18 protein-coding genes are annotated in these 23,159 nt (G+C 66.4%); 13 read left to right on the forward strand and 5 right to left on the reverse strand.

The window, feature by feature from the left end:
* Positions 1–36: 36 nt before the first annotated feature.
* Positions 37–2,226: an excinuclease ABC subunit UvrB gene (gene uvrB / locus K3A84_RS08755; RefSeq protein ID WP_225008964.1), complete on the reverse strand. Its 2,190-nt coding sequence runs from the start codon at positions 2,224–2,226 to the stop codon at positions 37–39.
* 112 nt (positions 2,227–2,338) lie between these two features.
* On the opposite strand from uvrB, the gene K3A84_RS08760 reads away from it, so the two are divergent.
* The 8 genes from K3A84_RS08760 to K3A84_RS08795 all read left to right on the forward strand — a co-directional run bounded on the left by K3A84_RS08760 (position 2,339) and on the right by K3A84_RS08795 (position 10,689).
* Positions 2,339–4,018, forward strand: coding sequence for a hypothetical protein (locus K3A84_RS08760; RefSeq protein WP_225008965.1), 1,680 nt, complete (start codon positions 2,339–2,341; stop codon positions 4,016–4,018).
* Positions 4,019–4,106: 88 nt separating this feature from the next.
* Entirely contained in the window at positions 4,107–4,664 is a 558-nt protein-coding gene (locus tag K3A84_RS08765; protein ID WP_225008966.1) for a DUF3617 domain-containing protein, read from the forward strand.
* 154 nt (positions 4,665–4,818) lie between these two features.
* Positions 4,819–5,622 carry an esterase/lipase family protein gene (locus tag K3A84_RS08770; protein WP_225008967.1) on the forward strand — a complete coding sequence of 268 codons (804 nt, stop codon included), beginning with the start codon at positions 4,819–4,821 and terminating at the stop codon, positions 5,620–5,622.
* 129 nt (positions 5,623–5,751) lie between these two features.
* On the forward strand, positions 5,752–7,185 hold the full coding sequence (locus tag K3A84_RS08775) for a circularly permuted type 2 ATP-grasp protein (RefSeq protein ID WP_225008968.1): 1,434 nt from the start codon (positions 5,752–5,754) through the stop codon (positions 7,183–7,185).
* 1 nt (position 7,186) lies between these two features.
* On the forward strand, positions 7,187–8,134 hold the full coding sequence (locus K3A84_RS08780) for an alpha-E domain-containing protein (RefSeq protein ID WP_225008969.1): 948 nt from the start codon (positions 7,187–7,189) through the stop codon (positions 8,132–8,134).
* A 20-nt stretch (positions 8,135–8,154) separates the two neighbouring features.
* Positions 8,155–8,967, forward strand: coding sequence for a transglutaminase family protein (locus tag K3A84_RS08785; RefSeq protein ID WP_225008970.1), 813 nt, complete (start codon positions 8,155–8,157; stop codon positions 8,965–8,967).
* Between the two features lie 61 nt (positions 8,968–9,028).
* Positions 9,029–9,802 carry a proteasome-type protease gene (locus K3A84_RS08790; protein ID WP_225008971.1) on the forward strand — a complete coding sequence of 258 codons (774 nt, stop codon included), beginning with the start codon at positions 9,029–9,031 and terminating at the stop codon, positions 9,800–9,802.
* A gap of 266 nt (positions 9,803–10,068) precedes the next feature.
* On the forward strand, positions 10,069–10,689 hold the full coding sequence (locus K3A84_RS08795) for a response regulator transcription factor (protein WP_225008972.1): 621 nt from the start codon (positions 10,069–10,071) through the stop codon (positions 10,687–10,689).
* Positions 10,690–11,341: 652 nt separating this feature from the next.
* Here the strand turns inward: K3A84_RS08795 and K3A84_RS08800 are convergent.
* Entirely contained in the window at positions 11,342–12,028 is a 687-nt protein-coding gene (locus tag K3A84_RS08800; protein ID WP_225008973.1) for an extensin-like domain-containing protein, read from the reverse strand.
* 202 nt (positions 12,029–12,230) lie between these two features.
* On the opposite strand from K3A84_RS08800, the gene K3A84_RS08805 reads away from it, so the two are divergent.
* The 4 genes from K3A84_RS08805 (at position 12,231) to bdcA (ending at position 17,171) form a co-directional block, all read left to right on the forward strand.
* On the forward strand, positions 12,231–13,370 hold the full coding sequence (locus K3A84_RS08805; RefSeq protein WP_225008974.1) for a phosphoserine transaminase: 1,140 nt from the start codon (positions 12,231–12,233) through the stop codon (positions 13,368–13,370).
* Between the two features lie 114 nt (positions 13,371–13,484).
* Positions 13,485–15,071, forward strand: a complete 1,587-nt coding sequence (serA, locus tag K3A84_RS08810) for a phosphoglycerate dehydrogenase (RefSeq protein ID WP_225008975.1) — start codon at positions 13,485–13,487, stop codon at positions 15,069–15,071.
* Positions 15,072–15,185: 114 nt separating this feature from the next.
* On the forward strand, positions 15,186–16,304 hold the full coding sequence (locus K3A84_RS08815) for an ATP phosphoribosyltransferase regulatory subunit (RefSeq protein WP_225008976.1): 1,119 nt from the start codon (positions 15,186–15,188) through the stop codon (positions 16,302–16,304).
* A 153-nt stretch (positions 16,305–16,457) separates the two neighbouring features.
* A complete protein-coding gene (bdcA, locus tag K3A84_RS08820; protein ID WP_225008977.1) occupies positions 16,458–17,171 on the forward strand; it encodes an SDR family oxidoreductase in 714 nt (237 codons plus the stop codon).
* A 48-nt stretch (positions 17,172–17,219) separates the two neighbouring features.
* Here bdcA and K3A84_RS08825 read toward each other — a convergent pair whose 3' ends face one another.
* The 3 genes from K3A84_RS08825 to K3A84_RS08835 are packed head-to-tail and all read right to left on the reverse strand — an operon-like array spanning position 17,220 to position 21,567.
* On the reverse strand, positions 17,220–18,086 hold the full coding sequence (locus tag K3A84_RS08825) for a helix-turn-helix domain-containing protein (protein ID WP_225008978.1): 867 nt from the start codon (positions 18,084–18,086) through the stop codon (positions 17,220–17,222).
* A 23-nt stretch (positions 18,087–18,109) separates the two neighbouring features.
* Positions 18,110–19,339, reverse strand: a complete 1,230-nt coding sequence (locus tag K3A84_RS08830; protein ID WP_225008979.1) for a cytochrome P450 — start codon at positions 19,337–19,339, stop codon at positions 18,110–18,112.
* Positions 19,339–21,567: a TonB-dependent receptor gene (locus K3A84_RS08835; RefSeq protein WP_225008980.1), complete on the reverse strand. Its 2,229-nt coding sequence runs from the start codon at positions 21,565–21,567 to the stop codon at positions 19,339–19,341. The genes K3A84_RS08830 and K3A84_RS08835 overlap by 1 nt, the downstream gene beginning before the upstream one ends.
* A gap of 302 nt (positions 21,568–21,869) precedes the next feature.
* Here K3A84_RS08835 and K3A84_RS08840 point away from each other — a divergent pair, with 302 nt between their 5' ends.
* Positions 21,870–23,159 carry an adenylosuccinate synthase gene (locus K3A84_RS08840; protein ID WP_225008981.1) on the forward strand — a complete coding sequence of 430 codons (1,290 nt, stop codon included), beginning with the start codon at positions 21,870–21,872 and terminating at the stop codon, positions 23,157–23,159.

Raw genomic sequence — 23,159 nt, forward strand, 5'->3', positions numbered from 1 at the left:
GCGGGAAAAGCAAAGCTCCGGGGGCGGCCCGCGATCTCACTTCCCCCACTTCGTCTTCTGGCTCTTCCCGTAGCGCGTCTTCCTGGTCCCCGGCTTGCCTTCGTTGCTGCGGCCCACCAGCGGGGCCTTGCGGTCGCCTTCGGGCAAGCCGAGTTCAGTGGCTTCGAGCTTGCGGATCTCGTCGCGCAGGCGGCCGGCTTCTTCGAATTCGAGATCGGCGGCGGCGGCGCGCATCTTCTTTTCGAGGTCTTCGATATAGGCGCGCAGGTTGTGGCCGACGAGGTTGTTCGCGCCGTCCGCGTCGATATCGACCAGCACGCCGTCGCGGCTGGCGGTGTCGGCGACGATATCGTGGATGTTGCGCTTGATCGTGGCGGGCGTGATGCCGTGGAGTTCGTTGTATTCGCGCTGGCGGGCGCGGCGGCGGTCGGTTTCTGCGATGGCGCGTTCCATCGAGCCGGTCATGCGATCGGCATAGAGGATGACGCGGCCATCGACGTTGCGCGCGGCGCGGCCGATGGTCTGGATCAAAGAGGTTTCAGACCGGAGGAAGCCTTCCTTGTCGGCGTCCAGAATGCAGACGAGGCCGCATTCGGGGATGTCGAGCCCTTCGCGCAGCAGGTTGATGCCCACCAGCACGTCGTAGACGCCAAGGCGCAGGTCGCGGATCAGCTCGATGCGTTCCAATGTCTCGACGTCGGAGTGCATGTAGCGGACCTTCAGCCCCGCTTCGTGCATGAACTCCGTGAGGTCTTCGGCCATGCGCTTGGTCAGCGTGGTGACGAGCGTGCGGTAGCCGTTGGCCGCGGTTTCGCGGCATTCGTTGATGCAGTCCTGCACCTGGTCCTCGACCGGGCGGATGAGGACCGGCGGATCGATCAGGCCGGTGGGCCGGATGACCTGTTCGGCAAAGACGCCGCCCGCCTGCTCCATCTCCCACTGCGCGGGCGTGGCAGAGACGGCGATGGTCTGCGGGCGCATCGCGTCCCATTCGTTGAAGCGCAAGGGGCGGTTGTCGATGCAACTGGGCAGGCGGAAGCCGTATTCGGCGAGCGTCAGCTTGCGGCGGTGGTCGCCGCGCGCCATCGCGCCGACCTGCGGCACGGTCTGGTGGCTTTCATCGAGGAACAGCAGGCAGTTGTCGGGCAGGTATTCGAACAGCGTCGGCGGCGGTTCGCCCGGCAGGCGTCCGGTCAGGAAGCGGCTGTAGTTCTCGATCCCGGCGCAACTGCCGGTGGCGGCGATCATTTCGAGATCGAAGTTGGTGCGCTGTTCGAGCCGTTGGGCTTCCAAGAGCTTGCCTTCGGCCTCCAGCTCCTTGAGCCGCTCGGCCAGCTCGAAGCGGATCGCATCGGCGGCCTGCTTCATCGTCGGGCCGGGGGTGACGTAGTGCGAATTGGCATAGACGCGCACGTTTTCGAGCTTCGCCCCCGCCTTGCCGGTAAGGGGGTCGAACTCGACGATGCTCTCGATCTCGTCGCCGAAGAAGCTGACGCGCCAGGCGGTGTCGTCGTAGTGCGAGGGAAAGATTTCGAGCGTATCGCCGCGCACGCGGAAATTGCCGCGCGCGAAGCCTGCGTCGTTGCGCTTGTATTGCAGCGCGACGAGCTTGCGGATGATCTCGCCCTGGTCGACGCTGGTGCCGACCTTCAGGTCGAAGATCATCGCCGAGTAGGTTTCGACCGAGCCGATGCCGTAGATGCACGAGACCGACGCGACGATGATCACGTCGTCGCGTTCGAGCAGGGCGCGGGTGGCCGAGTGGCGCATCCGGTCGATCGCCTCGTTGGTCGAGGATTCCTTCTCGATATAGGTATCCGAGCGGGGGACGTAGGCTTCGGGCTGGTAGTAGTCGTAGTACGAGACGAAATATTCCACCGCGTTTTCGGGGAAGAAGCTCTTCATCTCGCCGTACAATTGCGCGGCGAGGATCTTGTTGGGGGCGAGGATCAGCGCGGGGCGTTGCAGTTCCTCGATCACCTTGGCCATGGTGAAGGTCTTGCCCGAGCCGGTGACGCCGAGCAGCACCTGCGTCTTTTCGCCGTCGCGCGCGGCGGCGACGAGATCGGCGATGGCGGTGGGCTGGTCGCCCGCGGGCTGGTATTCGGACACGACCTTGAACGCCCGCCCGCCGTCCGATTTTTCGGGCCGCTGCGGCTTGTGGGGAACGAAAGTGCCGGAAGTGTCGGGCTCTTCTAGCCCGCGACGGATAACGAGTTCGGCCATGGGGGGAGTATGGGTGTTCAGCTTGCGTTCCGCAATGGCCCGGCAGCTTCGGCGCGGCTGCGGGACCCGGCCGCCTGCCCCCACGTTGGGGCGACGACATGAGGAGCACCCAATGATCCGTCTGATGCGCCTTTCTGCGGCCCTGCCGCTGCTTGCCTTATCGAACATGGCCAGTGCCGAAACGCGGCCTGGTGAGACCTTGGCGGCCGAGACCAACCGCCCAGAATCGAGCACCTTTGCCGCCGGCGAGCCGATCACGCTGACGTTTCACGCCGAGGGCCTGCCAGCAGGCGAGAGCAGGCGGCTGGCGGTGCGGATCAAGGACGATGCCGGGAGAGAGGTGGCGCAGGTTTCGCCGGTGCTGACGGCGGATGCGCAGGGCCGCGCGGACTATGCCTTTGCCGCCCCGCGCGCGCGGCTGGGCTATTACGAGGTTTCGGCGACGCTCGACGACGGGACGACGATTCCCGAACAGGGCACGCGGCCTGCGGGGATCATCAGCTATGCCGTGGTGCCGGACCCTGCGACGCGGGTGGATTATGGTCCGGCGCTTTCGCGCTTCGGGATGCAGGGCGGGTTCAACCGCAAGGTCAACGTCATGCCGCTGCTGGGCGTGCGATATTACATCACCGGCACGCATTGGGTGACGTTCGAAGCCAAGGCGCCCGGCGAGTTCCCGGCGGCGCGGGCGGCGGCGCAGGCCAAGGGCAAGGCGTGGCCGTTGCGGTTCGAGGATCTGGTCGCGCCGCACTGGGGGGACAAGCCGTGGCGGGTCTATCCGCTGGGGCAGGTGGTGTCCTCGGCGTTGCCCGACTGGGCGCGCGTGCCCGGCACCGAGGGAACCGTCTGCCGCCAGTTCGGCGCGCTGAATGCGGCGGGCGCCAAGCGGCTGCCGGGCTTTGCCGCCGATTATGCGCGCTCTTTCATGGCCGATCATCCCGGCCTCAATCCGCGCATCTACCAGATGACGTGGGAGCCTGCCGACGGCTGGTGCTACAACGGGACGGCAGAGCAGCTCGTCCAGATCTACCGGCTGACCTACGATGTGATCCACAAGATCGACCCCAATGCGGTGATCGCCGGGCCGACGCTCTATCCTGCGCCCACCTTCACCACGCAGATTTCGGGGCTGTGGAAGGCGGGGCTCGGCAAGTATCTCGATGCGTTCTCGCTCCATGCCTCGGGCTGGGGTACGCCGCCCGAAACGCACGGCATTCCCGATGAAATGCGCAAGCAGATCGCCGAGGGCGAGCGCATCAGCGGGCGGCGCTTCAAGATCATCAGCACCGAACATGGCACGCACAGCGCGGTGCTGGGCTTGCGCGGCAAGGCCGCGGTCGACACGCGCGTCAGCCTGATCCTGCTGGGCGAGGGGGCGATGATGGATACCGCGTTCTACGTCGCCGACTTCTTCGACGTGAAGCAGGGGCCCAAGAGCCCGTCGCTGCACACGCAAGGGTTCTACTGGAACCTGCGCGATGGCGAGGCTTTCGGCAGCACCAAGCTGGGTCCGAAGATTTCGGTGCCGGTCTATGCCGCGATGACGAAGCTGATCGACGGCAGCGTCAGCAAGGGGCGGCTGAAGGGGCTGGCAGGCACGCAGTACGGCTATCGCTTCGTGCGCGGGGCAACGACGATCGACGCGGTGTGGGACTATGGCGCGCAGTCGGACTGGCCCGTGCCCGCAGGCGCGACGGTGTGCGACTGGATGGGCAACTGTGGTGCCACGCGGGGCGCGAGCGTGCGCCTGACCGATGCGCCGGTCTATATCATCGTCACGGGCGGGAGCTGATCCGAGCGAGACGAGACGTGACGTGGATCATTGTTTCGGGGGCAGCGGGTGGTAGCCTGCGCGCATCGAACCCAAAGGGGGAATCGCCATGCGTCACCTTGTCCTGCCTGCCGTGACCGTTGCCGCGCTGTCGCTCGGCCTTGCCGCCTGCAACGACCGCAAGGTCGAGGCCACCAACGAGAAGCCCTCTGCCGTCGCCAGCAAGGTGGCGGCGGCGGGCGGCGATTCGGTTCGGCTGAATCCCGGACGCTGGGAAACCCGCATCCGCATGGTGAAGATGGAGATCGAAGGCATGCCGCCCGAGGCGAAGAAGGCCATGGGCGACATGATGGGCAAGGAGCGCACGGTGACATCGTGCCTGACGCGGGAGCAGGCCGAGAAGCCCGATGCGAAGTTCTTCGGGCAGGCGGACGAGGCCTGCACGTATGACCGCTTCAGCATGGGCGGGGGCACGATCGATTCGAAGATGACCTGCAAGCACGAGGGCGGCCAGCAGACGATGACGATGCACGGCACCTATGGCGGCGACAGCTATGCCACCAGCATGGAGATGCAGGGGCAGGGGCCGATGGGCAAGGCGATGTCCATGCAGATGGAGCTTTCGGCCAAGCGCGCCGGCGACTGCACGGGCAAGGAAGACGGCTGAGTCTTTCAGGCGCTGAGCGGGCGTTCCCCGGAGGCGGGGCCCGGGATCAGGTCTGGGGAGTGTGCTTTGCCGGTATGTGTCAATTGTGACGTGAATTTGAAACATTTTTGAAATGCTGGCGTTATGCTGCGGTTCAGAGCAACGACCGCAGGCTATGGCGATGGTGCAGGGATTTCTTCGGACGGGCGCGGAGCCGTGGCAGCGGCTGGGCGGCAGGCTGGCGGCGATGACCGCCGAGCTTTCGCGGCGCCATGCGCTGGCGTTCCAGCCGCGCCCGACGCAGGCGCGTGGCCCCGCCGTGGCGCGGCTGCTGGCCGAACTGAAGACTCCTTTCGAATTGTGGCAGGCCAAGCGCGCCGCGACCGCCGTTGCGGTGCGGGCTGCGCAGTCGCACCCGGTCATGCTGCTGCCGGGATTCGGTACGCACCCGGCGCGGATGAAGGGCTTGCGCGTGGCGCTGACCGAAGCGGGGCATCGCGTGTCCGACTGGGGCCTCGGCTTCAATTTCGGGCCAAGCGAGGATCGCTTCGACCGGCTGTGCGAGCGCGTTGTCGCCATGGCGCGCAAGGAGGGCCAGCCGCTGGTGCTGGTCGGCTGGAGCCTTGGCGGGCTGTTCGCGCGCGAAGTGGCGCATCGCCATCCCGAAGCCGTGGCGATGGTGGTGACGATGGGTTCGCCCTTTTCGGGCGATCGTCGCGCCAACAATGCCTGGCGCGCCTATCAGGCGATTGCCGGGCACAGCGTGGACGAACCGCCGGTGGGCCACGCCTTTGCCGACAAGCCGCCGGTGCCGACCGTGGCGTTGTGGAGCCCGCGCGACGGGATCGTCTCGCCGCGATCGGCGCGCGGGCGCAAGGGCGAGCGCGATTTCGCGGTTGCGTTGCGCTGCACGCATCTCGGTTTTGCCGGGCATCCCTCGGTCGCGGATACGGTGCTGCGGTTGCTCGACGCGCTGTGATTTCCCGCCACTTCTGGCGTCGGAAGCGATCCATGTCAGATTGATGCAGATTTATTTCGCAGGTGCAGCATAGGTGCTTGCGGGGCGCTCGATCGTGTGCAAGCTTGGCGACCTAGACGGGATGCGCCTATGACCAACTCCTCACCCTCGTCCTACGACGAGATGGTAGACGCCGATGGGGCGACGCGCCCCGCATACGCCGGTTATCGCCAGTGGTTCGAGGAGCAGCCCCCCGATCTGTTGCGCCGCAAGGGAAGCGAGGCCGAAGCCTTCTTCCGGCGCACCGGGATCACCTTCAACGTCTATGGGGCCGAGGACGCCGAGGAGCGGCTGATCCCCTTCGACATGGTGCCGCGCATCATCACGGCGCACCAGTGGCGCCGCCTTTCGCGGGGGATCGAACAGCGCGTGCGGGCGCTCAACGCCTTCCTGCATGACCTGTATCACCGGCAGGAAATCGTGCGGTCGGGACGGCTGCCCGAGCGGCTGCTGAAGGGCAATGCCGCGTTCCTGCCGCAGATGGCCGGGTTCACCCCGCCGGGCGGCGTCTATACCCACATCGTCGGGATCGACCTTGTCCGCACCGGCGAGGACGATTTCATGGTGCTGGAGGACAATGCCCGCACCCCCAGCGGCGTCTCCTACATGCTGGAGAATCGCGAGACGATGATGGCGATGTTCCCGGAACTGTTCACGCGGGTTCGCGTGCGTGAGGTTTCGGACTATCCGCGCCGGCTCGCCCGCAGCCTTGCCGCCTGCGCGCCGCCTGCCGCGCGCGGGCACAAGCCGGTGGTCGCGGTGCTGACGCCGGGAATCTACAATTCGGCCTATTTCGAGCACGCTTTCCTCGCCGACCAGATGGGCGCGGAACTGGTCGAAGGCAGCGACCTGCGCGTCGAGAACGGGCGCATCGCCATGCGCACCACGCGCGGGTGGAAGCCGATCGACGTGATCTATCGCCGGGTCGATGACGACTACCTCGATCCGCTGAGCTTCCAGCCCGACAGCGTGCTGGGCGTGGCCGGGATCATGGATGTCTATCGCGCCGGCGGCGTGACGATTGCCAACGCGCCGGGCACGGGCATTGCCGATGACAAGGCGATCTACAGCTTCATGCCCGAGATCGTCGAGTTCTACACCGGCGAGAAACCGATCCTGAAGAACGTGCCGACCTGGCGCTGTTCGGAGCCCGAGGCGCTCAAGTACGTGCTCGACAATCTGGCCGACCTTGTCGTCAAGGAAGTCCACGGTTCGGGTGGCTACGGGATGCTGATCGGGCCGACCTCCTCGAAGAAGGAGATCGCCGCGTTCGAAGCCAAGCTGCGCGCGAGGCCGCACAACTACATTGCGCAGCCGACGCTGTCGCTGTCCACGGTGCCGATCCTGACCAAAGCCGGGCTCGCACCGCGCCATGTCGATCTGCGCCCCTTCGTGCTGGTCAGCCCCAATGGCATCGACATCACGCCGGGGGGGCTGACGCGCGTGGCGCTCAAGAAGGGATCGCTGGTGGTCAATTCGTCGCAGGGCGGTGGCACCAAGGACAGCTGGGTACTGGACGACTGATATGTTGGGACGCTCCGCAAACGGCATATTCTGGCTGTTCCGCTACCTCGAGCGCGCGGAGAACACCGCGCGGCTGATCGAGGCCGGGTTCCGCATGGCGCTGACGCGCGATTCGCATGACGCCAAGGACGAATGGCGCTCGGTGATCGTGACGCTGGGACTGCAAGGCGCTTACGAGGCGAAGTTCGGGCCGGACTATGCCGGGCCGCAGGCTTTCAATTTCGTGCTGCGCGACAAGGACAATCCCGGCAACGTGCTGGCGATGGTGGAGCAGGCGCGCACCAACGCGCGCATGGTCCGCACCGGCATCACGCGCGAGGTGTGGGAGGCGGTCAACGAAGGCTGGATGCGGCTGCGCGATCTGCTGGTGCGGCCCGTCACCGAAACGCGGCTGGGCGATGTGATCGACACGGTGCGGCGGCAGGCAACACAGGTGCGCGGCGCGATGGAAGGCACCATGCTGCGCAACGACATCTACAACTTCGCGCGCATCGGCACATTCATCGAACGCGCCGACAACACCGCGCGCATCCTCGACGTGAAGTACTACGTGCTGCTGCCGAGCCTGTCCTACGTGGGGTCGAGCCTCGACAACGTGCAGTGGGAGAACGTGCTGCGCTCGCTGGCGGGGGAGCGCGCCTATCGCTGGCTCAACGCCGGGCGGATGGAGGCGCGGACCATTGCCGAGTTCCTGATCCTTGACGGGCGTTTCCCGCGCAGCCTGGCGTTCTGCTATGCCAAGCTGCAATCGAACCTGGCGCATCTCGCCCGCGAATACGGGGGCGAGACCATGGCGCACGAAACGCTGCGCGACGTGGCGGGGAAGCTGCACAGCACCACCATCGATGCGGTGTTCGAACGCGGGCTGCACCAGTTCATCGGCGATTTCATCGCGGCCAACGCGCGGCTGGGTGGCCAGATCCAGCGCGACTACCGCTTCATAGCCTGAGGGAAAGGGAGGCACGGCCCATGCGTCTCGCGATCGAGCATACCACCCGCTACCACTTTTCCGGCCCGGTGACGCAGGGGCTGCAACGCCTGCGCCTGACGCCGCGCGCCAGTGCGGGGCAGGTCGTACTGGACTGGGCGATCACCTGCGAGGGCGCGAGCGCGCAGGTGGAATACGACGACCACAACGGCAACCAGGTGACGCTGATCGCGTTCGATCCGGGCGCGCACGAAGTGACGATCCGCAGTGCCGGGACGATCGAGACGTCGGATCAGGCGGGCGTCGTGGGGCGCCTTCCGGGGTTTCTGCCGCGCTGGCACTTCCTCCAGCCCACGCCGCTGACCACGCCGGGGGCGCGCGTCAAGGCGCTGGTGGCGCGGCTGCCGCAGGGGCTGGACACGCTTGCCATGCTGCACGCGCTGTCCGAACTGGTGGCCGATACCGTGACGTACGAACTGGGCCATACCGATGCGGAGACCCCGGCCGAGGCGGTGCTCGCCGCCGGGCACGGCGTCTGTCAGGACCACGCGCACGTGTTCATTGCCGCGTCGCGCCTGCTGGGCGTGCCCGCGCGCTACGTCTCGGGCTACCTGATGATGGACGACCGGGTGGATCAGGACGCAGGGCACGCCTGGGCGGAGGCCGAAGTCGAAGGGCTGGGCTGGGTGGGCTTCGACATATCGAACCGCATCTGTCCCGATGCGCGCTATGTGCGCGTCGCCAGCGGCGTGGACTATGGAGACGCCGCGCCGGTCACCGGCATCCGCACCGGCACGCACGACGAGACGATGCACGTGCAGCTTGCGGTGCAGCAGCAGCGTGTGGAACAATAGCGCGCTTCAAGCGAAGCGTGTGCTAGGATAGCGCGCTCCAGGAGCAGCGCCGGGGAAGACGATGACGTATTGCGTGGGGATGGTGCTCGACAAGGGCCTGGTCCTGATGAGCGACACCCGCACCAACTCGGGCGTCGACAACATTTCGGTATTCCGCAAGATGGTCAGCTGGTCGGAGCCCGGCGAGCGTATCGTCACGATCCTGACGGCGGGCAACCTTGCCACCACGCAGGCGGTGATCAGCCAGCTGGAGGAGCGCAACAAGACCCCGCACGAGCGGAGGCCTTCGATCCTGGAGGCGCCGACGATGTTCCAGGTGGCGACGCAGGTGGGACGCCTGCTGCGCGACGTGATCGAGGGACGACAGGATTCGGGAATGCAGTCCGAAGGGCCGCGCTTCACCGCATCGATGATTGTCGCCGGCCAGATCCGCGACATGGAGCCGCGGCTGTTCCTGATCTATCCCGAAGGCAACTTCATCGAGGCGAGCTTCGACACGCCGTTCTTCCAGATCGGCGAGACCAAGTACGGTCGGCCGATCCTGCTGCGCGGCTACGACCGGACGATGAGCTTCGAGGACGCGGTCAAGTTGCTGATGGTCAGCTTTGATTCCACGCTGGCGGCGAACCTGTCGGTGGGGCTGCCGTTCGACTTGATGGTGATCGAACGCGACCGGTTCGAGCCGTTGCACCAGAAGCGCATCCTGGCGAGCGATCCATACTTCACGTCGATCTCGTCGAGCTGGAGCGAGGCCCTGCGCCAGGCGTTTCATTCGCTGCCCGACTACAGTTTCGAGGACGCGCCTGCCGCGGCTTCCGGGCAAGCGGATACGTAATTCGACTTAGGATCCTCACTTAGCCTAAACGGTTAAGGAACATACCATAATTGGTAACCGGCGCGTGATGCGGCAAGGCGCATATCCGCGTCATGGACCACATCATCGAGCATGACGCGCCCTCCGACTTCGGCAATACGATCCGATATGGACGAAAGCACGCTAAGGGAAATCCGTTAGGATCGGCGCATCACCCTTCCTATTCGCTGGAGAACGAAGCTAACCTCGATGGCACGAATCCCGGCGGTGATGGCTTACTCCCCGGCATGGTCGAACGTGTCACACTCCACATCCTCGATAGCGACAGCGCCCGGCGGGCGCAGCTCGCCCGCCTCGCCTTTGCGGCAGGGCACCATGCCGAAATCTACGCCAACGCGGAGGAGTTGCTCTCCCACGCGCCGTCGAGCGGCCTGGTCCTTGCCCACGACGAACCGACAGGGCAGGGTATCGCCGCGCTGATCGGCGCGATGATGCGCGCCGGGCACTGGTTGCCGGTGATTGCCGTGGCCGAAACGCCCGAAACCCACGCGGTGGTCACCGCGATCAAGGCTGGTGCGCTCGATTACCTTACCGTGCCGCAGCAGATCGCGCCTTTGAATGAAGCCGTGGCGCGCGCGGCTAAGGAGGCGGAATCGCACCGCGCCCAGCGCGCCCGTGCCGCCGAAGCCCGCCAGCGCATCGCGCGCCTTTCGATGCGCGAACGCGAAGTGCTCGACCGTCTGGCCGAAGGGTGCAGCAACAAGGCGATCGCCCGCGATCTCGATATCAGCCCGCGCACTGTCGAAATCCATCGCATGAAGATGATGGGCAAACTGGGCGCGCGCCACGCAGCGGAGGCGGTTCGCCTGCGCATCGAGGCGACGGGGCTTGGAGATGTCGCGGCGTGACGGAGCGAACAACGCTGGCCGTATTGCAAAGCCGGTAACGCCCAGGAGGGATTTGGGCGCGGCAGGCGCACAAGGGGTGCGCAACGGCTGGATGGATCATTCGTCACGCCGCGGCTGCGAGCCGATGCACCGGCTTGGCCGGGTGCTGATCGAGATGCCATGCCCCAGCCCTCGGGGTCGCACGGGCGTGCCGTCCGGAAACACGCCGGGCGGCACGCCTTGCCGCCTTGGTCCGCGGGTGCAGCGGCGCATTCAGGGTCTGGTGATCCGAAGCTGCAAAGCGAGCGGGCCGTTGTTGATGACGGGCTGACGACGCACGGCTGCCGAGCGCAAGCGTCCTGGCGGGCCTTGCGATCCTGCGGAAAGCGGCTTCGCCTGCGCAAGCAGCGTGACGAGATCCACGCAGGGGGAGGCCTGCTGCCGGGCGGGTACGCTGGCGCGCGACCCGGTCCGTCCGCGCGGGATCCGCAATCAGCGCATGCTCGACCATCACGGCTGGCGCAGGAGGGAGCCGGCCCTGTGCGGCGGGAAAGCCCTGCGCGAGCCGGCGTTCGACCCTGTAGCAGCCGACGTTCGCCTCCGGGCATGGCTTGCGGTTGGCTCTGCCGTTTAGGCATGACCAGCTTCGCGACGCCAATCGCCTGAATCGAGCCTATCGGCAGAACGCCTTCGTGCCGCCCACTTCCAGATGCAGGTGGTCGCGGTGGGCCACGTTGTAGTCGGGCGAGAGCACGGTGCCGAAGCGCTTGCAGCCGCTGTCGCGCACGGTGCGCAGGAAGGCGCGGACCTGCGGCGATTCATTGTTCCAGTCGCGCAGCACGTTGATGCGGCGACCGTCGGCGAGCAGGAAGCCGCCGATGTCGATGGCATTGGCGGTGGCGTGGGCAGACATCCGTTCGGTGCCCGCCACGGTGCGGCAGTTGTAGCTGCCCATCGTCTCGATCCGCGCCAGCGGGCTGCCGAGGATCTGCCGGGCCGCGCGATCGACGCCGAACCGTGCCCAGCCGGTGAGCGTGCTGGCAAGCGGGCAGGTGACGGGCCCCAGGTTCGACAGTTGCAGCCGTGAATCGTCGCTCCGCAGGTAGTTGAGCCGGACCGTGCCGAGCGTGGAGCAGCCCGCGCCGTAATACTGGTCCGGCAGCGGCGTGAAAGTCGCGTCGCTGCGGCTGAGGCTGGCGAGGCACTGGCGCTGGTCGGGGCGCGGCGCGATGCGGTCCATGGTGGTGCGCGACGGGCGGTGCTGGGGGGCTTCGGGAGCACCGACGCAGGCGGCCAGCATCGCGGTCAATGCCAGCGTCGCCGACAGGCGGATCCGGTGCTGAGGCGACAGGCCTGCCATGGCGATTCGCTATCCTCCCGTCCGCCGGACCGCAGATGGCAAAATATTTTGCCCGGGCGGATCGGCGCGCTTGCGTGCTTTTGCCCCTCGGGGCGGAGAATCGCACAAGGCCGGGCGATTGACAATGCGGGGATCGCCGCTAGGGCCGTCGACGGGCCACGCGGTCCCAACGCCGCGCGTGCTCTCTGTGAGGAGAGTCTACATGACTGTTGGTATTCCGGCACGCAAGCCTGCGCGCCCGTTCTTTTCGTCCGGTCCCTGCGCCAAGCCGCCCGGATATTCCCCCGACAAGCTCGCCACCGAATCGCTGGGCCGCTCGCACCGCGCCAAGATCGGCAAGACGCGCCTGCAGTACTGCATCGACCTGATGCGCGAAGTGCTCGGCCTGCCCGATACGCATCGCATCGGCATCGTGCCCGGTTCGGATACCGGCGCTTTCGAGATGGCGATGTGGACGATGCTGGGCGCGCGCGGCGTGACCGCGCTGGCGTGGGAATCGTTCGGTGAAGGTTGGGTCACCGATGCGGTCAAGCAGCTGAAGCTCGAACCGACCGTGGTGCGTGCCGATTACGGCCAGCTGCCCGATCTCGACAAGATCGACTGGTCGGACGACGTGCTGTTCACCTGGAACGGCACCACCAGCGGCGTGCGCGTTCCCGATGGCGAATGGATCCCGGCGGATCGCGAAGGCCTGTCCTTCGCCGACGCCACCAGCGCCGTGTTCGCCTATGACATTCCGTGGGACAAGATCGACGTCGCCACCTTCTCCTGGCAGAAGGTGCTGGGCGGTGAAGGCGGCCACGGCGTGCTGATCCTCGGCCCGCGCGCCGTGCAGCGCCTGGAGGAATACACCCCCAGCTGGCCGCTGCCCAAGGTGTTCCGTCTCGTTTCGAAGGGCAAGCTGGCCGAAGGCGTGTTCAAGGGTGAAACGATCAACACGCCTTCGATGCTCGCCGTCGAAGACGCGATCTTCGCGCTCGAATGGTCGAAGTCGGTCGGTGGCCTCGAAGGCCTGCAGGCGCGTTGCACCGCCAACGCCCATGCGCTCGACAAGATCGTCGCCGAACGCGACTGGCTGGGCCACCTCGCGGTCGACAGCGGCACCCGCTCGAAGACTTCGGTCTGCCTGACCGTCGAAGGCGCGGATGCGGACTTCATCAAGAAGTTCGCCGCCCTGCTGGAGAAGGAAGGCGCGGCCTATGACATCGCGGGTTATCGCGATGCCCCGGCTGGCCTGCGCATCTGGTGCGGCGCGACGGTGAACGTCGAGGACATCGAAGACCTCGGCCCGTGGCTCGACTGGGCCTATGCCGCGACCAAGGCGGCGCTGGCTTCGGCCTGATCTCCCATACCACTTGGCGTCACCCCGGCTTCGTGCCGGGGTCCCGCTTCGTTTTCTTGCCCGCGCCAAAGCGGGATCCTGGCTCAAGGCCGGGATGACGAAGGACATAATGACATGACCAAGCCCAAGGTTCTCATTTCCGACAAGATGGACCCCAACGCCGCGCGCATCTTCACCGAGATGGGCTGCGACGTGGACGTGATCACCGGCGAGACGCCGGAGCAGCTGATCGCCCGCATCGGCGAATACGATGGCCTCGCCATCCGTTCGTCGACCAAGGTGACCAAGGAAATCCTCGCTGCTGCGACGAACCTCAAGGTCATCGGCCGCGCGGGCATCGGTGTCGACAACGTCGATATCCCGGCAGCGTCCGCGCAGGGCGTGGTGGTGATGAATACCCCGTTCGGCAACTCGATCACCACCGCCGAACACGCCATCGCGCTGATGTTCGCGCTGGCGCGCCAGATCCCGGAAGCGAACGCGCAGACGCAAGCAGGCCTGTGGCCGAAGAACGGCTTCATGGGCGTGGAAGTCACCGGCAAGACGCTCGGCCTGATCGGCGCAGGCAACATCGGTTCGATCGTCGCCGCCCGTGCGCTGGGCCTGCGCATGAAGGTCGTCGCGTTCGACCCGTTCCTGACGCCTGAGCGCGCGGTGGAGATGGGCGTCGAAAAGGCCGATCTCGACACGCTGCTGGCCAAGGCCGACTTCATCACGCTGCACACGCCGCTGACGTCGGAAACGCGCAACATCCTGAGCCGCGAAAACATCGCCAAGACCAAGAAGGGCGTGCGCATCATCAACTGCGCGCGCGGTGGTCTGGTCGACGAGGCGGCGCTGAAGGACGCGCTGGATTCGGGCCATGTCGCGGGCGCTGCGCTCGACGTGTTCGAGACCGAACCGGCCAAGGAATCGCCGCTGTTCGGCACGCCGAACTTCATCTGCACGCCGCACCTTGGCGCATCGACCACCGAAGCGCAGGTCAATGTCGCGCTGCAGGTGGCCGAGCAGATGGCCGACTACCTCGTCAACGGCGGCGTCACCAACGCGCTGAACATGCCGAGCCTGTCGGCAGAGGAAGCCCCGAAGCTGCGTCCCTACATGGCGCTGGCGGAAAAGCTCGGCACGCTGGTCGGCCAGCTGGCGCACGACAACCTGACCAAGATCGCGATCGAGGTCGAAGGCGCTGCCGCGCAGCTCAACCAGAAGCCGATCACGGCTGCGGTGCTCGCCGGTCTGATGAAGCAGTATTCGCAGTCGGTTAACATGGTCAACGCTCCGTTCCTCGCCAAGGAGCGCGGGCTGGACGTGCGCGAAGTGCGCCATGATCGCGAAGGCGAATACCGCACGCTGGTGCGCGTCACCGTCGGCACCACGGCGGGCGAACGCTCGGTGGCGGGCACGCTGTTCGGCAATGGCCAGCCGCGTCTTGTCGAGATCTTCGGCATCGGCATCGAAGCCGATCTCGACGGCGACATGCTCTACATCGTCAACACCGACGCGCCGGGTTTCATCGGTTCGATCGGGACGCTGCTGGGCCAGGCCGGGATCAACATCGGCACGTTCCACCTTGGCCGCCGCAACGCCGGTGGCGAAGCGGTGCTGCTGCTTTCGGTCGACAGCCCGGTGGAAGCCAGCGTGCTGAAGCAGGCCGAGGCACTGCCCGGCGTGCGCACGATCAAGGCGCTGAAGTTCGCCTGATCGACTGCCCACCCCTAACCCCTCCCGCTTGCGGGAGGGGGATGAGGAGCGTTTCCCGGTCCGCTCGCTTCACCTTCGACATTGGGGAAGCGAGCGGGTAGGGGGCGAATCGCGATGACCGACGATACCGACCTGCTGCCCGAGGGGCTCGAAGACCGCCTGCCGCGTGAGGCGGCCACCACGACCCGCGCGATGCGCGCGATCCAGGACGTGATGCACGGCCACGGCTATGACCGCGTGCTGCCGCCGATGATCGAGTTCGAAAAGAGCCTCGCATCGCGCATGGCGGGCATCCAGAGCCGCCGCATGTTCCGCTTCGTCGATCCGTCGTCCTTGCGGATGATGGCGCTGCGCAGCGACTTCACCCCGCAGATCGGTCGCATCGCGCAGACGCGCCTTGCCGAAGCGCCGCGCCCGTTGCGGCTGATGTATGCAGGCCAGGTGCTGACCATCAAGGGCGCCGGGCTGGACCCGGCGCGCGAGAAACTGCAGTGCGGCGCCGAACTGATCGGCAGCGACAACGTGGCCGCGGCGACCGAGATCCTGACCGTCGCCATCGAGGCCTTGCAGGCGGCGGGCGCGACTGGCGTGAGCGTTGATTTCACGCTGCCCGATCTTGTCGATACGCTCGCCGAAAAAGCCTTTCCGCTCGAAACCGGCCAGATCGAGGCCGTGCGCCGTGAACTGGATACCAAGGACGCGGGCGGGCTGGTCGATGCAGGCGGCGAAGCCTACGTGCCGTTGATCTATGCCACCGGCGATTTCGACAGCGCGATCGAGAAGCTGGCCGCGATCGACGCGGGTGGGGTTCTCAAGGACCGCATCGCCGCGCTGCGCGAGATTGCCGCGGCAATCGGGGAAAAGGCGCGACTGACGCTCGATCCGAGCGAGCGCCATGGCTTTGAATACCAGTCGTGGTTCGGCTTCACGCTCTATGCCGATGGCGTGCGCGGCCTGCTGGGCCGGGGCGGCACCTACCGCATCGCCGGGGCCGGTGCGGGCGAGGCTGCGACCGGCTTCTCGCTCTACCCTGACGCGCTGATCGAACTTCTGGCTGCCAGCGAGGAAGCGCCGGACAAGGTGTTCCTGCCGCTGGGCCACGACCGCGACGTGGCGGCGCGGCTGCGCAGCATCGGCTGGCGGACGGCGGCGGCGCTGAGCGAGGGTGACAGCGCCGAAACGCTGGCGTGCAGCCACGTTCTGGAAGGGGACGAGGTCGTGGCTCTGGCCTGACTTGGCCGGGGACGTGCTGCCAGAGCGCGTCTGTTCGAATTTCCTGTAAGTTTTGCCGGCAATTGTCCGACTGGTAGCGATTGAGATGCGCTGGCATCACTCTCGCTACCGGCGACGATGGTGCCGCCGATCATGCATACAGGGAATCGAGACATGACCGACCTTGCAGGCAAGACCGTCCTCGTGCTCGGCGGAAGCCGTGGCATCGGCGCGGCCATCGTTCGACGCTTCGTTGCCGGTGGCGCGCACGTTGGCTTCACTTACGCCGGCTCGCAAGCCGCCGCGCAGGCCGTGGCCGCAGAAACCGGGGCCGAAGCGATCAAAGCTGACAGCGCCGACCGCGATGCCCTGGTCGCAACCATCGCGGCGCGCGGGCCCCTTGACGCGATCGTGATCAACGCGGGCATCGCGATCATGGGCGATCCGCTTCAGACCGACGCCGATGCGGTCGACCGGATGATCGACATCAACGTGCGCGCACCCTACCACGCCGCCGTCGAAGCCGCCCGGCAGATGAACGATGGCGGGCGGATCATCGTCATCGGTTCGGTCAACGGCGATAGCATGCCATTTCCCGGCGGCGCGGCCTACGCCATGACCAAATCGGCGTTGCAGGGCATGGTACGCGGCCTTGCTCGCGATTTCGGTGCGCGCGGCATCACCGTCAACGTGATCCAGCCCGGGCCGACCGACAGCCACATGAACCCGGCCGATGGCCCGATGGCGGCGTTCATGCATAGCACGATGGCGATCAAGCGCCATGCGCGAGCGGACGAGATCGCCGAATATGCGGCCTATCTTGCAGGGCCCCACGCCGGGATGATCACCGGCGCGCTGCAGACCATCGACGGAGGCTTTGGCGCTTGAACCACACGCATTCACCTTCGCCCGGCACTTGACGACAGCGGGTGGCGATCAGGCCAATGACCGCTGCCGCCACGCGCCCGGCGTTGCCCCCGTGAAACCGCGGAATGCGCGCGTCAGGTGGCTCTGACTGGCAAAGCCCAACTGGTCGGCGATCTGCGCCACGGACAGGTCGGTGGTGGCCAGCAGATCCTGCGCACGTTCCAACCGCGCCTTCATCACGAACTGGTGCGGGGTGAGGTTGGTGGCGCGCTTGAACACGCGGCAGAAGTGTGACGGCGTCAGGCCAGTCATTGCGGCCATGGCTTCGATCGGGTGGTCGTCGCCGGGCTTCGCCAGGACGGCGTTCATGACCGCGTGGAGGCGATGCGCAGAGAAGTCCGAAGTGGGGATCGGCGTGCCATTGGCCGCGAGAGGGCCGCGCAGCATGTGTGCGGTCAGTGCATCGACCAGCGTCGAGACGTAGACCTTCCGCGCCTCGTCCTGCGGGGCGTAGATCTCTGCGAGGATCTGACGGGTGAGCGCGACGCCCAGCGGATCGGAAAAGGCGAAGCGCAGCGCGCGAAACTGGTCGGCGGCAGGCACGCCGTGCAGATCGCGCGAGGCGATGGAGAGCGTGACGACATCAAGCTCGCCATCGACCAGCCAGCCGCTGGGGCGACCCGAGGGCAGGATGGTGGCGCAGCCGGGGATGGAACTGGTTTCGCTCCATCCGTCGGCCAGGCGGGTGCGGATCTGCGGTTTTCCGGCGATGTGGACGACGAAAGTGGGATCGGGCAGCGCGGGCAGTTCATAAGTGCCGACAAACTGCCGCCAGCGCGACAGGCGCCAGGAATTGTCGCGCGCGCCGATCTGCACGTCGGCCCCGCGCCCCAGCGCATCGCTGATGATCTGTTCGTTGGTCCAGGTCTCTCCCATTCCCTGTCCTTTGTCGCCGGTCTTCAGCCGGGGTTGAGCACGACGTCGAGGTTCTTCAGCCCGTTGAGGAAGTTCGAGCGGAAGCGCCGCGAGGGGCCGGTCACTTCGAAGGATGCGACGCGATCGGCAAGTATGTCAAACGCCACGCGCAACTGCATTTCGGCAAGGCGCGAACCGACGCAGACATGCTGGCCAAAGCCGAAGCCGACGTGCGGGTTCTTCGCGCGTGCGATGTCGAAGCGGTCGGCGTTTTCGAACACGCCTTCGTCGCGGTTGGCGGAGGCGTACCAGAGCACGACCTTGTCGCCTTTGCGGATGGCCTTGCCGCCCAGTTCGGTGTCCGCCATCGCGGTGCGGCGCATGTGCAGGACCGGGCTGGCCCAGCGGACCATTTCGGGTGCGGCGGTCTTGAGCAGGCTGCGGTCGGCGCGCAGCGCCTGCCACTGATCGGGGTTTTCGCTGAACGCGCGCACGGTGTGCGACAGCGAATTGCGCGTGGTCTCGTTGGCGCCGACCAGCACGAGGATCATGTTGCCGAGGAAGTCGCGAAAGGGCACCGGCTCGCCGTTCAGCTCCATGTTGGCGAGCAGCGTGGCGATATCGTGCGAAGGGCTGGCCCGGCGCGTTTCGAAAAGCTCGCTGGCAAAGCCGACGAACTCCGCGAGCGTGGCGGCCATGGCTTCAGGGCTCTGGCGGAAGTCGGGATCATCCTCGCCGACGAAGGCGTTGGTCCAGTGATACAGCTCGCGCCAGAGGTCGGGCGAGAGACCCAGCAGTTCGCACAGCGTCAACAGCGGCAGCGGGGCCGACAGCAGCGGCACGAGGTCCACCGGCTCGCCAAGCGGGATCGCGTCGATCAGTTTGAGCGCCCGCTCACGGATGCGCGCCTCGATATCGCCGAGCCGCGCGGGCGAGACGGCGGGCATGATGTGCTTGCGATACTGGGTATGGCTGGGCGGATCGCGCGATATAAAGGCATGGCCGATGGCACTGTCGCCCGCGCCGACCACGCCGACTTCGTTTTCGTTGAAGATGCGGTGGCCGCCGTTGTCGTAGGCTGAGGAGAACAGCACCGGGTTCTTGGACACGGTGATGATGTCGGGCTGGCGCATCACCGACCAGAAGCCAGCGCCGTCGCTCTCCGGCGTCCAGTGGACGGGATCTTCGCGGCGCAGGGCCGCGAAGAGCTCCCAAGGGACCCCGGCTTCGTAAAGCGCAGGATCCTTGAGGTCGGTCGAAAGGTCGATCGCCATCAGAAATCCACCCGGACGGAGCCGCCGAAGGTGCGCGGCAGCGACGGAACGAGGAAGTTGTAGGGGAAGCCCGCGCCGCGCAGGTCGAGGCCATAGACGTAAGTGCGCGCGTTGAAGAGGTTGCTGACGTAACCCTTGATCGTGAAGCGCCCGGTCTTGAACGCCGCCGTCACGTTGACCTTGGCATAGCCATCCTGCGCCAGCTCGGAATTGACCTGCGCCGAGCCAGTGGCATTCACCGCGTTGAACGGCGAGAAGTACTGCTGGCTGAAATAGGCCACGCTGGGCGAGATCGTCAGCTTGCCCGCGCTGCCGTTGTAGGGCGTGATGTCGGCGCTGGCCTGCACCGTCCAGCTGGGCGCGAAAGGCAGGCGGTTGCCATCAAGCACGGTGCCTTGCAGCGCCAGCGTCTTGTAGCGGGCGTGCAGGTAGCCGACCGAGGCGTTGAGGCTGAGCATCGGCGAGACCTTGGCGCTGGCCTCGATTTCGCCGCCGTAGACTTCGGACTTGGGCGCGTTGACCAGGAACGAGACCGGGCCGGGGCGCGTGTCCTGCACCTGCTGGTTCTTGTAGTCATAGTAGAACGCCGCGCCCGACAGCGTGAGCATTCCAGCGATGCGGCCCTTGGCGCCCACTTCGAAGGCGTTGACCTTTTCCGGGTCGATGTAGCTGATGCCAGCCGACGAGGTGTAGCCGCCACCGTTGAACGCCCCCGAGCGATAGCCGCGGTTGTAGCTGGCGTAGATCAGCGCGCCGCCATCGGTCTTGTAGGAAAGCGCAACGCGGCCGGTCAGCGCGTTGTTGCCGCCCTTCAGGCTGAAGCGCGCGTCGGGATCGTACGCGCAAGTGCCCGGAACGCCCGCGCAGAGGACGGTGGTGGCGAGCGGCGTCATCGGATCATCGACGCCGCCTGCGAACAGGTAGGCGTAGCCGTCCTTGTAGGTCGCGCGGTCCCAGGTGTACCGTGCGCCGAGCGTGAGGGTGAGCGAGCGGGCCAGTTCCACATCGCCTTGCGCGAACAGCGCAGTGGACGAGCGGCGCTGGTTGTAGTGCTGGAAGAAGCCGCCATCGACGCCCGGCGCCAATGCACTGCCGATGTTGAAGCGGTTGTCGGTGACGACGCGGTCCCAGCCGTAGAACGCGCCCGCGACAAGGCTGATCGCGTCGCTCGAATAGTTGAAGCGGGCTTCCTCGCTGAACTGGTCGTAGTCCGACTGCCAGCGGATCTGGAGGATGTCGATCGGGCTGCCGTCTGCCGCCTGATCGAGATCCTGCTTGCCGCCATCGCGCGAGGTGATCGAGGTGAAGGTCAGCTTGTCGTTGATTTCATAGGCGATGTTGGCGGAAAAGCCCCAGGCGTCGGTGTTGGCCTTGCCGATGCGGTTCTCGTTGGTCTCGAAGAAGCCGAGGCCGCTGCGGAACGGCGCGAAACCGTGCACGGCGGTGCCGGTGCCGCGATCGCGCCCGCCATAGGCCTTGAGCTTGATGTCGAGCGCGCCGTCGCCGGGCTTGATCCGCAGCATGGCGCGGCCCTGCAGCGTATCCTGCGCGTAGGGATCGCGCGCGCCGGGGGCGACGTTCTTCATCTGCCCGTCGCCGTTGACGAGGTTGCCCGCCACGCGCAGGCCGACGTGGTCTTCGACCAGCGTGGTTTCGAGCGCGGCCTGCGCGGTCCAGGTGTTGAAGCGGCCATAGCCCAGTTCGCCATAGCCTTCCGTGCCCGAGAGCGACGGTGCGCGGGTGATGAAGTTGATCGCGCCGCCGGTGGTGTTGCGGCCGAACAGCGTGCCCTGGGGCCCGCGCAGCACTTCGACGCGGTCGAGATCGAACAAGCCCATGCCATGCGCGGTGCGGTTGGCGAGATATACGTCGTCGAGATAGACGCCGACGGGCGAGGCCTGGTTCGAGTTGTATTCGTTGGCGACCGAAATGCCGCGAAGCGAGAAGTTCGGCTGGGTCGAGCCATAGGGGCTGGAGATCTGCAGGTTGGGCACGGCCGATTGCAGGTTGGCCGAATTGGTGATGCCCTTGGTGGCGAGGGTTTCGCCGCCCACCGCCGAGATCGCGATCGGCACGTCGAGCAGCGACTGTTCGCGGCGCTGCGCGGTGACGACGATGACGCCGTCGTCGGCAGCAGCGGCGCCTTCCTGCGCCATCGCGGTGACCGGAGCTGCAAGGGGGGCGAACGTGCTGGCCAGCAGCAGCGCGCGCGAAAGGGGCCTGTTCATCGTATCGTCTCCCTGTTCGGGCCGGATGGGTCCGGCTTTCTCGATGACAGGGTGATAGGCGGGCGGCGCGGTAAAGGCTTTCCACACGATGACGCGAAAATTTGCACAATCTTGCGCGGGGGGATGGGTGGGAAAGGGGCAGGGCGATGCGCTCGCCGCCTTGACTTTCCGCCCCGTGTGCCCCTAGGGCGCGCACCGCACATCGGGTGCGTTTTTGCGCGCGCCCTTCATCCCGTCCGCTACGCCGAGTCCTGTCGAAGGGCGTTTCAGGATCCACCTGGGCAGGGTGGAGGAGTATATCCATGGCCAACGTAACCGTGATCGGCGCCCAGTGGGGCGATGAGGGCAAAGGCAAGATCGTCGACTGGCTGGCAAGCCGCGCCGATGCCGTGGTGCGCTTCCAGGGCGGCCACAACGCCGGGCACACGCTGGTGGTGGGCGAACAGGTCTACAAGCTTTCGCTGCTGCCTTCGGGCATCGTCACCGGCACGCTGTCGATCATCGGAAACGGCGTGGTGCTCGATCCGTGGGCGCTCAAGGCCGAGATCGAGAAGCTGACGACGCAGGGCGTGGTGATCAACGCCGAAAACTTCGCCATCGCCGACAACTGCCCGCTGATCCTGCCGCTGCACCGCGACCTCGACGGCTTGCGCGAACAGGCCGCGGGCGCGGGCAAGATCGGCACGACCGGTCGCGGCATCGGCCCTGCCTATGAAGACAAGGTTGGCCGCCGCGCGATCCGCGTGTGCGATCTCGCCCACCTCGATGCGCTCGATGTCCAGCTGGACCGCCTCTGCGCCCATCACGACGCGCTGCGCGCCGGCTTTGGCCAGCCGCCCGTCGATCGCGCCGCTCTGGTCGCCGAGCTGAAGGACATCGCGCCTTATGTGCTGCAGTTCGCCCAGCCGGTGTGGAAGCGGCTGAACAAGGTGCGCAAGGCCGGCGCGCGCATCCTGTTCGAAGGCGCGCAGGGCGTGCTGCTCGACGTCGATCACGGCACTTATCCCTTCGTCACCAGTTCGAACACGGTGTCGGGCACGGCGGCCTCGGGTTCGGGCCTCGGCCCCAATTCGACCGGCTTCGTGCTGGGCATCGTCAAGGCCTACACCACCCGCGTCGGGTCAGGCCCGTTCCCGACCGAGCTGGAGGACGCGACCGGCCAGCGGCTGGGCGAACGCGGCCACGAATTCGGCACCGTCACGGGCCGCAAGCGCCGCTGTGGCTGGTTCGATGCCGTGCTGGTCCGCCAGTCCTGCGCGATTTCGGGCGTGACCGGCATCGCGCTGACCAAGCTCGACGTGCTCGACGGCTTCGAGAAGGTGAAGATCTGCACCGGCTACCGCCTGCGCGGAAAGGTGCTGGACTACTTCCCCAGCCACGCCGCCGACCAGGCCGAAGTCGAACCGATCTACGAGGAAATGGACGGCTGGACGGGCACCACCGCGGGCGCGCGTTCGTGGGCAGACCTGCCCGCGCAGGCGATCAAGTATATCCAGCGCGTGCAGGAACTGATCGAAACCCCGGTGGCGCTGGTTTCGACCAGCCCCGAGCGCGAGGATACCATCCTCGTGCGCGATCCCTTCGTCGATTGA

The organism is Novosphingobium percolationis (genome assembly GCF_020179425.1).
Lineage (GTDB): Bacteria > Pseudomonadota > Alphaproteobacteria > Sphingomonadales > Sphingomonadaceae > Novosphingobium > Novosphingobium percolationis.

Bases quoted from the DNA above. Each gene is read 5' to 3' on its own strand.
- K3A84_RS08830 (WP_225008979.1), bottom strand. From the start codon at position 19,339: ATGGCGATCGACCTTTCGACCGACCTCAAGGATCCTGCGCTTTACGAA.
- K3A84_RS08835 (WP_225008980.1), bottom strand. From the start codon at position 21,567: ATGAACAGGCCCCTTTCGCGCGCGCTGCTGCTGGCCAGCACGTTCGCC.
- K3A84_RS08800 (WP_225008973.1), bottom strand. From the start codon at position 12,028: ATGGCAGGCCTGTCGCCTCAGCACCGGATCCGCCTGTCGGCGACGCTG.
- serA (WP_225008975.1), top strand. From the start codon at position 13,485: ATGACCAAGCCCAAGGTTCTCATTTCCGACAAGATGGACCCCAACGCC.
- K3A84_RS08780 (WP_225008969.1), top strand. From the start codon at position 7,187: ATGTTGGGACGCTCCGCAAACGGCATATTCTGGCTGTTCCGCTACCTC.
- K3A84_RS08825 (WP_225008978.1), bottom strand. From the start codon at position 18,086: ATGGGAGAGACCTGGACCAACGAACAGATCATCAGCGATGCGCTGGGG.
- K3A84_RS08785 (WP_225008970.1), top strand. From the start codon at position 8,155: ATGCGTCTCGCGATCGAGCATACCACCCGCTACCACTTTTCCGGCCCG.
- K3A84_RS08805 (WP_225008974.1), top strand. From the start codon at position 12,231: ATGACTGTTGGTATTCCGGCACGCAAGCCTGCGCGCCCGTTCTTTTCG.
- K3A84_RS08770 (WP_225008967.1), top strand. From the start codon at position 4,819: ATGGCGATGGTGCAGGGATTTCTTCGGACGGGCGCGGAGCCGTGGCAG.
- uvrB (WP_225008964.1), bottom strand. From the start codon at position 2,226: ATGGCCGAACTCGTTATCCGTCGCGGGCTAGAAGAGCCCGACACTTCC.
- K3A84_RS08775 (WP_225008968.1), top strand. From the start codon at position 5,752: ATGACCAACTCCTCACCCTCGTCCTACGACGAGATGGTAGACGCCGAT.
- K3A84_RS08760 (WP_225008965.1), top strand. From the start codon at position 2,339: ATGATCCGTCTGATGCGCCTTTCTGCGGCCCTGCCGCTGCTTGCCTTA.
- bdcA (WP_225008977.1), top strand. From the start codon at position 16,458: ATGACCGACCTTGCAGGCAAGACCGTCCTCGTGCTCGGCGGAAGCCGT.
- K3A84_RS08840 (WP_225008981.1), top strand. From the start codon at position 21,870: ATGGCCAACGTAACCGTGATCGGCGCCCAGTGGGGCGATGAGGGCAAA.
- K3A84_RS08795 (WP_225008972.1), top strand. From the start codon at position 10,069: ATGGTCGAACGTGTCACACTCCACATCCTCGATAGCGACAGCGCCCGG.
- K3A84_RS08790 (WP_225008971.1), top strand. From the start codon at position 9,029: ATGACGTATTGCGTGGGGATGGTGCTCGACAAGGGCCTGGTCCTGATG.
- K3A84_RS08765 (WP_225008966.1), top strand. From the start codon at position 4,107: ATGCGTCACCTTGTCCTGCCTGCCGTGACCGTTGCCGCGCTGTCGCTC.
- K3A84_RS08815 (WP_225008976.1), top strand. From the start codon at position 15,186: ATGACCGACGATACCGACCTGCTGCCCGAGGGGCTCGAAGACCGCCTG.